This window comes from Peristeroidobacter soli (assembly GCF_004138485.1).
GTDB classification, from domain to species: Bacteria; Pseudomonadota; Gammaproteobacteria; order Steroidobacterales; family Steroidobacteraceae; genus Steroidobacter; species Steroidobacter soli.
This window is the reverse complement of sequence record NZ_RYEV01000003.1, coordinates 1,367,496-1,380,624: the sequence shown is the minus strand read 5'-3', so window position 1 is coordinate 1,380,624 and position 13,129 is coordinate 1,367,496. Positions and strand designations below refer to the sequence as shown.

Annotated in this window: 8 protein-coding genes; 2 read left to right on the top strand and 6 right to left on the bottom strand. The window is 61.5% G+C overall.

What is annotated here, in order from left to right; genetic code table 11:
* Positions 1-121: 121 nt before the first annotated feature.
* Positions 122-268, top strand: coding sequence for a hypothetical protein (locus EKO19_RS38290; protein WP_157995263.1), 147 nt, complete (start codon positions 122-124; stop codon positions 266-268).
* Between the two features lie 59 nt (positions 269-327).
* Here EKO19_RS38290 and EKO19_RS14720 read toward each other — a convergent pair whose 3' ends face one another.
* From EKO19_RS14720 to aceE, 6 genes are all read right to left on the bottom strand, one after another.
* Positions 328-3,120 carry a TonB-dependent receptor gene (locus tag EKO19_RS14720; protein ID WP_129777128.1) on the bottom strand — a complete coding sequence of 931 codons (2,793 nt, stop codon included), beginning with the start codon at positions 3,118-3,120 and terminating at the stop codon, positions 328-330.
* Between the two features lie 36 nt (positions 3,121-3,156).
* On the bottom strand, positions 3,157-4,272 hold the full coding sequence (locus tag EKO19_RS14715) for a FecR family protein (protein WP_129777127.1): 1,116 nt from the start codon (positions 4,270-4,272) through the stop codon (positions 3,157-3,159).
* Positions 4,273-4,295: 23 nt separating this feature from the next.
* Positions 4,296-4,913 (bottom strand): RNA polymerase sigma factor, encoded by a 618-nt coding sequence (locus EKO19_RS14710; protein ID WP_157995262.1) that lies wholly within the window; start codon positions 4,911-4,913, stop codon positions 4,296-4,298.
* Positions 4,914-5,188: 275 nt separating this feature from the next.
* On the bottom strand, positions 5,189-7,057 hold the full coding sequence (gene lpdA / locus EKO19_RS14705) for a dihydrolipoyl dehydrogenase (protein ID WP_129777125.1): 1,869 nt from the start codon (positions 7,055-7,057) through the stop codon (positions 5,189-5,191).
* Positions 7,054-8,829: a dihydrolipoyllysine-residue acetyltransferase gene (gene aceF / locus EKO19_RS14700; protein ID WP_129777124.1), complete on the bottom strand. Its 1,776-nt coding sequence runs from the start codon at positions 8,827-8,829 to the stop codon at positions 7,054-7,056. Before aceF ends, lpdA begins: the two co-directional genes overlap by 4 nt.
* Positions 8,830-8,844: 15 nt before the next feature.
* Entirely contained in the window at positions 8,845-11,514 is a 2,670-nt protein-coding gene (gene aceE, locus EKO19_RS14695; RefSeq protein ID WP_129777123.1) for a pyruvate dehydrogenase (acetyl-transferring), homodimeric type, read from the bottom strand.
* On the opposite strand from aceE, the gene EKO19_RS14690 reads away from it, so the two are divergent.
* Positions 11,410-13,128 carry a M17 family metallopeptidase gene (locus tag EKO19_RS14690; RefSeq protein ID WP_129777122.1) on the top strand — a complete coding sequence of 573 codons (1,719 nt, stop codon included), beginning with the start codon at positions 11,410-11,412 and terminating at the stop codon, positions 13,126-13,128. The two genes, aceE and EKO19_RS14690, sit on opposite strands and share 105 nt — an antisense overlap.
* The last annotated feature ends 1 nt before the right edge of the window (position 13,129 follow it).

The window sequence follows — 13,129 nt, the reverse complement described above, 5'->3', positions numbered from 1 at the left end:
TTTTCCGAGGGTGTGAACTATTATTTTTCAGCTCCGCAACTCGACGTATTGCTGTTAACCAATAGGAAGGGTTATCTACCGGGCGGGCAGGAGGTCGTCATAATTCCTTAAAGGAACCGTCATGAATGAGAAGATCGAGGCGACGAAGGACGAAGTTCAAGGGATTGAGATGATTGATTTGGGAGATGCGATGAAGGAGACGAAACAGCCGGGCCAGGTTCCGGTGGTACCGGACTCCTGCTGTACTTATACGTATCTCGGTTTGTAACCCAAGGCCGACGAGGGCTCGCGCTGAGACACGGGCCCTCTTGACTATTCGCGCTGTAGCTAGAAGCTCTTGGCGATCCGCAAGTAGGTGAATCGTTGCTTCAAGTCCGCTTGCGATATATCGAAGCCGTACATCAGACCTGCATTGGCAAAATCCACCTTTTCGTCGAACAGGTTCAATGCACCGGCCGTAATCTTGAGATCATTGAAGCAAGCCGGGCCGAATAGCCCCCCCAGCTCCAGCCACGCCTGCATGTCGATGACGGTCCGCGACGGCAGGCGCCGATTCAGCGGCCCGGAAAGATCTGAATCCTGGTAGCTCGGCGTAAAGGTGGCCGTCGTGGAAACGCCCCAGCCACGGCCATCCCACGTCAACGACCCGACCAGGCGCCACTCGGGAATGGTGCCTGAGTAATTGGCAATGCCTACGCGATCCGGCGACTGGATCGGGGCCATGTCCTGCGACGCATAGTTGTCAACCCAAGTCGCCGAAAGGGCACCTCGCAGGTCCCCCAGGCTCCCGCCGATGCGATATGAGAGATCGAGATCGATACCGCTGGTCTCCAGGCGGCCGTAATTGAGTAGCGAGATGTCGACTGATTGAAGTGCACCAGCCCAGCCCGCCAACCTGTCGGCATCGGTCGGTGCCGAGCGCGTGACGCGACCAGGCACTTCTTCCAGTTTCGCCAGATTCAGAACACCAGGCAGGACGATGCGATTGTCCATCACCACCCGCCAATAGTTAGCGCCCCAATGCAGCCCGAGCCAATCGCTGGCCCGATACGCAACGCCTGTGGTGAAAGAATGCGCTGATACATTTTCCAGGTCGGGATTGCCGCCAACGATCACCCTGACGGGAGACGCCGCCCCCCCACGCTGCAGGTCCGCAAGAGGGAACACCAACTCCGACCTTGGGAAGGACAATTCAGACAATGACGGCGGCCGAAAGCTGGTGCCATAAGCGGCTCGGATCAACCAATCCTGGTTCGGCCGCCATACGAGCCCATACTGTGGATTCACCGAGTCGCCGGCGTGCTCATAGAGATCCGCCCGCAAGGCCAGCTTGAGCGACAGTTGCTTCAGTAATGGCAGATTGACCTCCGCAAACTCAGAAACGATGTCGCGCTGTTGCTCAAGCGGCGATGTGTCGACGGTTTTCACTCCTTCTCGCCGCAGCTCTCCTCCGACGACAAACTCGCTCGTTCCTCCGGGCATGCGAAACAATGGGCCGCGCACGAATCCGGAAAACAACCATGCTCGCGAGAAATAGTCGTACCCTTGATCCCGAACCAGGGAAGACAACAATGCATCGCTCCCTGACACCCCATCTGCAAAGGGATTCAGTGCGGTTTGCGGGTCCGTCGACTGCAGCGCCGCTTGAACCCGAGAGAGATCCAGTTCATTGATTGACTGCACGCGGGCGCTATCACTGCTGCGGGTGAGTGCAAGTTCCCAATCCCAGCGACTCAGCTCGCCCCGAGCGCCGAGCACGAACCTCGTTGACTCTCCTTCCGTCAACAGAGATACGGGCTCTATTCCGGCCAGCGCAAAATCCACCCTGACCGCCTGGCCGAAGGGATTGAAGGGGTTCGTTGCTGGCACGATCTGCCCCGTCGCGGCCGCCAAGGGGCCTTGATTCAGAATGTCACGCGAGCTCATCAACATCTCGCCAAAAATGGCGGCACGACTGCCAATGGAAAATTCGGCCGAGCCGACGGCTGACAATTGCTTCAGGTCAGGTTCGATGGCCGTGGTTTTCCGTGTGGAGTACTGACTGAGTTTGCCAGCCGTTTCCAGGAAGTCCTCCGGTCGAAGACCGACACCGGTGCTTCCCACAGGCACCGATGCCTGTGACATCGGCAATCCAGCCAGTGGCGTACCGGTGAGCGAGTAGACGTTGGCTTGAGGCGACGCAGTTGTACGATAGTCCTTGCCGCCGAAGCGCCGAAAATCCTGATTGCGCCAGAGATCGCGCTCTGCGCCGACGAGCATGGAGCGATCAAAGTAGTCGAGTGTGAGCGCCGTTTTCAGACGTTGCCAGGCTGTGCCGATGGAGCCCGCTGCACGCCGCTCGTAGGCACCTCCAGACGCGCCTCCGTAATGAAGAAAAACATCCGGCTGGTCGACCTCCTGCTTGAGAATGATATTGACGACCCCCCCGATGGCATCGGAACCGTATATTGCCGAGGCTGAATCCGACATGACTTCAATCCGCTCCACTGCCGTGAGCGGAATCGCATTCAGGTCAAACGCATTCAAGCTAACGCTTGTCGCACTAGGCTGCGCGCGACGACCATTGATCAGAACCAGGGTGGTGTCCACACCCAACCCGCGCAGTTGAAAATGCTGGGCTCCGCTACGCTGAACCCATTCTCCAAAAGAAAATGGCTGCTGGGTCATGAAGGTCGCCGCGCCGGCCAGCGAGGAGACCCCGAGACGATCGAGCTGCTCCCGAGTGTATCTACGAATGGGAGCCGGCCCCTCGCCGCCTCCAAGCCGACTTCCCGTCACCAACACATCCCGCTGACCGGCTTCGCCTTGGGGAAGCTCGACAACGCGCACATAGATCCTGACCGTGGAGGCATCCAACCAAATATGCGTGAGCTCGCTGGCAGCAAGCAGCCTGTCCAGTGCCGCATCTGCCGTGAAACGCCCGATCACGGCATCGACGGTTCGCTGCTGCTGTTCGGGAGTCAGGTCCGTAGCCATCTGCAGACCAGTCTGTTTGGAGAACTGGTCGATCGCCGTGGTCAAGGAGCCGCTGGGGATGGAGAGGGAATATTCCGTACTGACCGAGCTGCTCTGCGCCACGGTCAGTTGAGCCCACGCCATCGTTAGCGCGGCGGCGAGCATCCTTGCCAAACGCCATCGACAAACAATCACCGCTGGCTATTCCGACTTCAGGCGCACTAAATCTCCGCGGTCTCTGATCACGACGATACCCTCCTGGCTCTCAAGCACCCTGACGAAACTTTCCGGACTATCGAGGCGAAGCCGGTAGTAATTACCCTTCAGCGGTTTGGCAGCAATGCCGTCATCCTCGAGCTTGATTTGAGTGGCATTGCGGCGATTGAACTGCGTAACGATGTCGCCGATGGGCTCGCCACCCTGCAATGTCACCCAGCCGTTCACCCAATCGAGCTTGAGTTCCGCATCGACCTTGAGCACATTCATCTTGGAGAGATCGGCGTATCCCCCACCGCCACCAAACAGCCGCTCATCCCGCCCGGCGTTACTGTTGAACACACGCAACTCCTCGCCCGCGTGCAGCTCCTTCATGGTCGAGGCATCGCTCAGCTTCCCGTGCGGCGTCACTCTCACGACACCTTCGGAAACCGTGGTCGTAACACCAGGGTTGATAGCCACCTCGAAGCGAGTGCCGACCGCAGTCACATCGACGATGTGAGTGCGCACCGTGAACGGCCGGTTTTTGTCCTTCGCGACTTCGAATACCGCGCGGCCCTCGAATAGATGAACGAGGCGGCGCTCGTCACTGAACTCGATCTTCAGTTTGGTGCGCGCGTCCATGTGGACGGTGCTGCCGTCGTCGAGGGTCATGTTCTGCCATTGACTGGCGACGGTGGTGACCGTGCGGTTGGGAGAGTTCTTCAGCACGACGAAGCCGAAGCCCAGCGCGACTGCCAGCACGGCGATCATCGCGGCAAACGCCCAGGCCGGTGGCAGCTTGGTTCTGACGGCGTCGGGGACGGAAGGGCTGGGGTTGTATTCGTAGTTCGACACTTGCTCGCGCGTTCCGATGTCATAGACATTGGACGACTGCTCCGCTTCCTTCACGACGTCGTGCAAGGGGTGCTGCAGGCCGACGCCATCCACCTGGATGATGTGCAGAAATTCCGAGATGTTCTCAGGGGAGCGGCGCAGCCACGTCAGCAGCAGCTTGCGATCGCCTGCCTTCATCACCGGCTCATCCACACAGCGGATATACCAATAGGCAGCCTCCTGGCTCGCCATCCGCGTACGTTCCGACACAGGTTCTGCTGGCATGTCCTCGCCCTCTTGTGGTTCCTTCACTTGAGGTCTTCCGGATCCAGCCGCGTGCGCAGCTGGCTGTAGGCGCGGGACAGATCACGAAGCACGATGCGCGGCGACAGCTTGAGCCGGTCGGCGATCTGCTTGTAGGTCAGCCCCTCGTTCACTCGCAACAGTAGTACCTGACGCTGCCGGAACGGCAACTTGTCGACGGCGGCCTGCACGCTGGCATTGGTGCGGGCCTGGGAGACGGAATTTTCCGGCTCCTGATCGGGCTCGATCAGCAGGTCATCGAGCCATTCCTGATCGTGGGGTTTGGACACCCGGGCGCGCTCGCGCCATTCACTCGCGACATTGCCAGCGATCCGCAGCAGGTAGCCCAGCGGGTTCTCGACCGCGGTCTTCTCGCTATAACGGAGCAGGCGTAGAAAAACTTCCTGAGCCAGGTCGTCCAGCTCGGCAGCTGGCACGGCGGCGCGGCGCGACAGCCAATGCCGGACCGGCTTGCGCCAATCCTTGAACCATTGGGCGAAGCGTTTATTGCCCTGATCGACGGGCTCAGCGGCAGCGTCCGAAGACGCAAGCTCGTCTCGCGTGTCCACGGCACGCGCTGAGGTTGCTACCTTGACTTCCCCATGACTCCGGCGATCGATCACGAGCAATCCCTAAGCGACGCGTCTGCCTGACCACTCTTTGTGCATGTTGCCTTTGTTTTTATCCTGGCTACGGCGGGCGATGCAAAAGGGGTTTCCACTGTGGTCGACCGGTCAGGGTTCGACTGTTAACCCTGCACCGCCCACCCATTCGTGGTTGGCATTAAGTTATCTGCTTGTGATGAAATGAGTTGGGAACAAACGGCATAAATGGCCCCAGTCGTTTACTCACAAGCAACGGGGGCCGGTCCAGCGGACCGGCCATTTCACATATATTTCTAGTGAGCCGGCCGCGCGGCCTTCTTCGGCACGTACAGGTCGGTCAGCGTGCCCTCATACGCCTCGGCCGAGAACATCACCGTTTCCGAGAGCGTCGGATGCGGATGGATGGTCAGGCCCAGGTCGGTGGCGTCCGTGTTCATCTCGATGGCGAGGGCGATTTCGGAGATCAGATCGCCCGCGTTCGGACCGACGATGCCGCCGCCGATCACCCGGTGGGTGGCCGGATCGAACAGCACCTTGGTCAGACCGTCATCACGGCCGAGCGTGAGCGAACGCGCGTTCGCCGACCACGGGAAGCTGCCCTTCTCGTACGCGATGCCTTTGGCCTTCGCTTCGGTCTCGCTCACGCCGACCCACGCGATCTCCGGATCGGTGTAAGCAACCGACGGAATCACGCGCGCATCGAAGAAACGTTTCTCGCCATGAGCGACTTCGGCCGCGAGCTTGCCCTCATGCGACGCCTTGTGCGCGAGCATGGGCTGACCGGCGATATCGCCGATCGCATAGATGTGTGAAACGTTGGTACGCATCTGTTTGTCGACGGGAATGAAGCCGCGCTCGTTGACGACCACGCCCGCCGCTTCCGCGCCGATCTTCTTGCCGTTCGGGCTGCGACCGACCGCCACCAGCACCTTGTCGTAGAGCTGCGGTTCGATGGCCTGCTCGCCTTCGAACGTGACTCGAATGCCTTCCTTCAGCGCTTCGACCTTGGTGACCTTGGTCTTCACCATGATCTTCTCGTAGCGCTTGCTGACACGCTTCTCGAGCGGACGCACCAGGTCGCGATCGCAACCGGGGATGAGCCCGTCGGTGAGCTCGACGACGCTGACCTTCGTGCCCAGCGCGTCGTACACCGTCGCCATTTCCAGGCCGATGATGCCGCCGCCGATGACCAGCATGCGCTTCGGCAGATCCAGCTCGAGCGCGCCGGTGGAATCAATGATGCGGGGATCGTCGGGCAGGCCCGGCAAGCGAATCACTTCGGAGCCGGCGGCGATGATGCAGTTCTTGAACGAAATTCTGCGCGCGCCCTCACCCGGCGCGTTCTCGCCCTTCGACAGCACGGTGGAGAGCGGCGTCATGTCGGTATTCGCGATCTGCATCTCGTGCGCAGAGACGAACTTGCCGATGCCGCGAATGACTTCGACCTTGCGCTGCTTGGCGAGCATGCCCAGGCCACCGGTCAGCTTGCTGACGACCTTTTCCTTCCAGCCCTTCAGCTTGACCGCATCGATCTGCGGCTTGCCGAAAGTCACGCCGAAGCTTTCCATTTCGTGCGCTTCTTCGATCACCTTCGCGGCGTGAAGCAATGCCTTCGAAGGAATGCAGCCGACGTTGAGACAGACGCCACCCAGCTGCGGCCAGCGCTCGACCAGCGCGACCTTCATGCCGAGATCGGCGGCACGAAACGCGGCAGTGTAACCGCCGGGACCGGCGCCCAACACGACCATGTCGAAATCGTATGTGCCGCCCGACGTGTCCTTCGCGGGAGTCGGCGCGGCGGCAGCCGACGCTTTCGCTTTCTCGCGAACGATCGTATCCGTGAATGGAACGTCTTCCTCTTCCTTGGCAGGAGCAGGCGCGGCGGCCTTTGTCTCTTGCTTCGGAGCAGCCGGAGCCGACGCGGCGGCGCCGGCGGCTTCGACTTCGAGAATCAAGCTGCCTTTGGAAACGCGGTCGCCCTTCTTCATGGACACCGACTTGACGACCCCCGCCGCAGGCGACGGCACATCCATCGTCGCCTTCTCGGTCTCAAGAGTGACAAGCGGAGTTTCCAGCGCGATTTCATCGCCCGGCTTCACCAGCACGTCGATGACTTCGACGTTCTTGAAGTCGCCGATATCGGGAACGTTGACTTTGGTCACGGCACAGCCTCGATGAGCCCACGGACATCAGCGAGCTTCTCCGCGAGGAACGTGGTGAAGCGCACGCCAGCGGCGCCGTCGACCACGCGGTGATCGTAGGCCAGGGTGAACGGCAACATCAGGCGCGGCACGAACTGACCGTCCTTGTAGACCGGTTTGAAGCTCGACTTCGCGACACCGAGGATCGCCACTTCCGGCGCATTGATGATGGGCGTGAAGCCCACGCCACCGATGCCGCCGAGACTCGACACCGTAAAGGTCGCGCCCTGCATTTCGGTGACTTTCAACTTGCCGTCACGGGCCTTCGCCGAGAGGTCGGCGAGATCGCGCGCGATCTCGTAGATGTCCTTCTTGTCCGCATCCTTGATCACCGGCACGACCAGGCCACCCGGCGTGTCCGCCGCGAAGCCCAGGTTGATGTACTTCTTGAGAATGAGGTTCTTGCCCGACGACTCCAGCGAGCTGTTGACGTTCGGGAACTCCTTCAGCGCCTTCACGCAGGCACGCAGGACGAACGCGAGCGGCGTGAGCTTGATGCCCTGCTTCTCGGCTTCGCCCTTGAGCTTCTTGCGGGTTTCTTCCAGCTCGGTGATATCCGCCTCGTCCATCTGCCAGACGTGCGGAATGTTCAGCCAGCTGGCCTGCAGATGCGGACCGGAGATTTTCTGAATGCGGCTGAGCGGCTTGACCTCGATCTCGCCGAACTTGGAGAAATCGACGTCAGGCACCTTCGGCAGCGCACCGCCGCCACCGCCGGCCGCTGCGCCAGCGCCCGCACCCGAAGCGAGCGCTTGTTTGACGAACGCTTTCACGTCGTCGGGCGTGATGCGACCTTTCGGACCGGTGCCTTTCACACGGCTCAGATCGGCGCCCAGCTCGCGAGCGAACTTGCGAACCGATGGGCTGGCGTACGCTTTGGCAAAGCCGGCTTCGTCGATCTGCGGAGAAAGGCTCGGCGCAGCCGGCGCCGACTCGGACTTCGCCGGAGCGGGCGCAGCCGCCGGGGCCGCAGCCTTTGCCGGCGCGGGACGCGCAGTCTCCGCCTTGCTCGGCGTCGACACCGGCTCTTCGGGTGCACCCTTCGATGCAGGCGTCGCGCCGCCTTCGAGCAGACCGATCAACGCGCCCTTGGAAACCCGATCGCCCTTCTTCAACGACAGCGACTTGACCACGCCGGCGGCCGTGGACGGCACATCCATCGTCGCCTTCTCGGTCTCGAGCGTCAGCAGCGGCGTATCGACTTCGATGCGATCCCCGGGCTTCACCAGCACGTCGATGACTTCGACGTCTTTGAAGTCACCGAGATCGGGCACGCGAACTTCGCCGCCACCCGTTGAGCCACCGCTCGACTCCGGCTTGCTCGGAGCCGCCGATGCCGGGCTCGACGCCGTACCGCCGGATGCCGTCTTCGACGCAGGCGCGCCCGCGTTCTTCTCCGACTGTTCCTTGCTGATCGACGGCGTGGACTTGGGCTCTTCAGCCGCACCACTCGTCTTCTTCGCGCCTGCCGGCGGAGCAGCGGCCGGCGCCGCGCCACCCTTGGCTTCGAGCTGACCGATCAGCGTGCCTTTGGAAACGCGATCGCCTTTCTTCAGCGCGAGCGAGGCGATCACACCGGCGGCCGTGGACGGCACATCCATGGTGGCCTTCTCGGTTTCGATGGAGATCAGCGGAGTGTCGACGTCGACCTGATCGCCCGGCTTCACCAGCACGTCGATGACTTCGACGTCCTTGAAGTCGCCCAGGTCCGGGACCTTGATATCTATTGCCATTTGCTTGACCGGACCTTACTGCGTGACCGGATTCGGCTTGTCCGGATCGATGTTGAACTTCTTGATCGCGCCTTTGACGGTCGCCATGTCGAGCTTGCCTTCATCCGCGAGTGCGCGGAGCGAAGCCACCACGATATGCGCGGCGTCCACTTCGAAATGCCGGCGAAGCTCGGCGCGGGAATCGCTGCGGCCGTAACCATCGGTGCCGAGCACGACGAAACGTCCGGGGACCCACTGACGGATTTGATCGGGCACGATGCGCATGTAGTCCGTCGATGCGATGAACGGGCCGTTGCGATCGCCCAGCACCTGCCGCACGTACGGCACGGCCTGCGGAGCATCCGGATGCAGCATGTTCTTGCGCTCGACATCCAACGCTTCACGGCGCAGCTCGGAGAAGCTGGTCGCGCTGAACACGTCGGCCGGCACGCCGTAATCCTTCTCGAGAATCTCGGCGGCCTTGATGACTTCGCGCAGGATCGTGCCGGAGCCCATCAGGTTCACGCGCACTTTGCCCTTGCCGCCAGGCTGCAGCAGGTACATGCCCTTGAGGATGCCTTGCTCCGCGCCCTTCGGCATGGCCGGGTGCGCGTAGTTTTCGTTCATCACCGAGAGGTAATAGAAAACATCTTCCTGCTCGGCAAACATGCGACGCATGCCGTCCTGAATGATGACCGCGAGCTCGTACGCGAACGTCGGGTCGTAGCCGATGCAGTTCGGAATCGTGCTGGCCGCGAGATGGCTGTGACCGTCCTGGTGCTGCAAGCCTTCGCCCGCGAGCGTCGTGCGGCCCGACGTGCCGCCCAACAGGAAGCCGCGCGCCTGACTGTCGCCCGCCGCCCAGAGGAAATCGCCAACGCGCTGGAATCCGAACATCGAGTAGTAGATGTAGAACGGAATCATGTTCACGTTGTGGTTGGCATACGCGGTACCGGCCGCGATGAACGACGCGGCCGCGCCGCCTTCGTTGATGCCCTCCTCGAGAATCTGTCCCTTCTTGTCTTCCTTGTAGAACATGAGCTGATCGGCGTCCTGCGGCGTGTACAGCTGACCGGCCGAGGAATAGATGCCGACCTGACGGAACATGCCTTCCATGCCGAAGGTGCGCGCTTCGTCGGGGACGATCGGCACGACGTTCTTGCCGATGTTCTTGTCCTTCACCAGCATCTGCAGGATGCGCACGAACGCCATCGTGGTGGAGAACTCACGATCGCCGGAGGACTGCAGCAGGGAGTCGAAGGTTTCCAGCGGAGGAACGACCAGCGACGGCGCATTCGCGCGACGCTGCGGCAGCGGACCGCCGAGCCGTTCGCGACGCTCGCGCAGATACTTCATTTCCTCGCTGTCTTCCGGCAGTCGCTGGAACGGCGACTTGGCGAGCTGCTCATCCGGAATGTCGATGTACACGCGCTTGCGGAATTCCTTGAGCGCTTCGTCGTCGAGCTTCTTCTGCTGGTGGGTGATGTTCTGGCTCTCACCCCACTTGCCCATCATGAAGCCCTTGACCGTCTTGCACAGAATCACGGTGGGCGCGCCCTTGTGATTCACGGCCGCGTTGTACGCGTTCCAGACTTTCTTGTAGTCGTGACCGCCGCGGTTCAGGCGCCAGATGTCGTCGTCCGACATATTGGCGACCATTTCTTTGAGTTCAGGGTATTTACCGAAGAAATTCTCGCGCGTGTATGCGCCGCCCTTGGCCTTGAAGTTCTGATACTCGCCGTCGACGCACTCCTCCATCACCCGTCGCAGCAGACCCTTGGTGTCCTTCGCGAGCAACGGATCCCAGCGTGAGCCCCAGATGACCTTGACGACGTTCCAGCCCGCGCCGAGGAACGCGGCTTCGAGCTCTTGAATGATCTTGCCGTTGCCGCGCACCGGACCGTCGAGGCGCTGCAGGTTGCAGTTGATGACGAACACCAGGTTGTCGAGCTTCTCGCGCACCGGCATGGTGATCGCGCCCATCGACTCCGGCTCGTCCATTTCGCCGTCACCGAGGAACGCCCACACCTTGCGGTCGGTCTCCGGCACGATGCCGCGATTTTCCAGGTAACGCTGAAAGCGCGCCTGATAAATCGCCATCATGGGACCGAGCCCCATGGACACGGTCGGGAACTGCCAGAAATCCGGCATCAGCCACGGATGCGGATAGGAGCTCAGGCCCTTCTCGGGGCTGGCCACTTCCTGACGGAAATAGCGCAGATTCTCTTCGGAGAGACGGCCTTCGAGATACGCGCGCGCGTAGATGCCCGGCGCGACGTGGCCCTGGATGTAGATCATGTCACCAGGGTGCTTTTCCGACGGCGCGCGCCAGAAGTGGTTGAAGCCCACTTCGTACATGGTCGCCGACGAGGCATAGCTTGCGATGTGTCCGCCGTACTCGGAGCTCTGGCGATTGGTGTGCACCACCATGGCCAGCGCGTTCCAGCGGATGAAGGCTTCGATGCGCCGCTCGATGCTGCGATCGCCCGGGTAGTCCTGCTCCTGCCCGGGTGAAATTGTATTCACATAGGCCGTATTGGGCTTGAACGGCAGGTACGCGCCGCTCCGGCGCGTGAAATCGATCAACCTTTCGAGCAGAAAGTGCGCCCGGCCGGCGCCCTGCGCCTTGATCACCGAGTCAATCGATTCGAGCCATTCCCGCGTTTCTTCGGGATCGAGATCATCAAACCTGGACGGTTCGGTCATGTCGGGTGTGCTGCAAAAGTAGGCCGCGTATCATCGGAGTTTGAGAATTTTCGGTCAAGGAACCCAGTAAGGACTTCAGCAGTGGTGGAATTGCTTCCTGCAGAGCGCGACATCCGCATTTTTCAGCGCCGCGCGCCGCTGAGCGAAAGCTCGATGCAAAAACACGATGCCTGCATCGTCGTCGTCGATAAAGAGCAAGCCGAACAGCGCCTGACCAAGCTGCCCTACGGGGCGGCATGGCAACGGCTGTATCGCGAAGCCAAGGCGCGCGGACCTGTATCCATCCTCAGTGCGCGACTCTCAGCCGATGCCTCTCCTATGGTGGTGGCGCTGGCAAAGCCTTCAAGCTCGGCCTTCGAGCGCCTGGCGCTCGCGACCCGTATTTGGAAGGAGTTGGCAGCCGTTTCGGGGGCAAAAGTGCTGCTGGCCACCCAGGGGCTCGATGCCACCCACAGCGCCGCGATGCTCGAAGCGCTGACCGCCGCTGCGCTGGCGGCGACCGCGCCGATGCCGGTGATCAAGTCGAAGACGCCGAAAGCGCCCGAGCCGCCGCAACTCACGCTCAGCGGCGATGGCCCGGACATCGATACGGACCTGTCGATCGCGATCGATCGCGGCAATCATCTGGCGCGCTGGCTGACGACGCTGCCGCCCAATGTCTTACACACGGCCAGTTACCGAAAAGCGTTGCGTGACCTCGCCAAACGCGAAGGCTGGGCGTTCTCGTTCCTCGATGAGAAGGCGCTTCGGAAGCTGAATGCCGGTGCCTTTCTGGCGGTAACCCGCGCAAACGAGCACCGCGATGCCGGCATCGTGCGCCTGCGTTATCGCGCGAACGGCGACGCCGCTCGCAAGAAACTGGCGCTGGTCGGCAAGGGTATTTGTTTTGACACGGGGGGTATTAATTTAAAGCCCCACAAAAGCATGTATCAGATGCACGAAGACATGCAGGGCAGCGCCGTCGCCGTCGGCACCCTGCTCGCGCTGAGCCGCCTGAACGTGCCGTATGACATCGATTGCTGGCTCGCCATCACCGAAAACCAGATCGGCCCGAACGCCTTCCGTCCGCAGGAAGTCGTGCGCGCCGCGAATGGCACGACGATCCAAGTCGCGCACAGCGACGCCGAAGGCCGCATGGTGCTCGCCGACACACTGACGATTGCATCACGCGAGCAGCCGGATTTGATCATCGACTTCGCGACACTGACCGGCTCATGTGTTACAGCGCTGACCGAGCGCTATTGTGGTGCATTCACAAATCGCCCCGAGTGGCACGGCGCGATTGAATCCGCCGGCCGTGAGAGCGGCGAACGTGTGTGGCCGTTCCCGATGGATGAGGACTTCGACAGCGACCTCGAATCATCGATCGCCGATGTGCTCCAGTGCACGCCGGACAGCAAGGGCGATCACATTCTGGCGGCGCGCTTCCTGAATCGATTCGTGCCCGCGGAGATTCCGTGGATTCACATCGATCTCGCGGCAGGCAATCGGCCCGGTGGATTGGCACACGTGCCGACGGACTTCACAGGATTTGGCGTGCGGTACACGGCGCAGTTGTTGTTGGAGCAGGATGTGCTCTCCGGTGGACGGATGAAGCGCGCGCGAAGGGAGTGAT

Bases quoted from the DNA above. Each gene is read 5' to 3' on its own strand.
- EKO19_RS38290 (WP_157995263.1), top strand. From the start codon at position 122: ATGAATGAGAAGATCGAGGCGACGAAGGACGAAGTTCAAGGGATTGAG.
- EKO19_RS14720 (WP_129777128.1), bottom strand. From the start codon at position 3,120: ATGCTCGCCGCCGCGCTAACGATGGCGTGGGCTCAACTGACCGTGGCG.
- EKO19_RS14715 (WP_129777127.1), bottom strand. From the start codon at position 4,272: ATGCCAGCAGAACCTGTGTCGGAACGTACGCGGATGGCGAGCCAGGAG.
- aceF (WP_129777124.1), bottom strand. From the start codon at position 8,829: ATGGCAATAGATATCAAGGTCCCGGACCTGGGCGACTTCAAGGACGTC.
- aceE (WP_129777123.1), bottom strand. From the start codon at position 11,514: ATGACCGAACCGTCCAGGTTTGATGATCTCGATCCCGAAGAAACGCGG.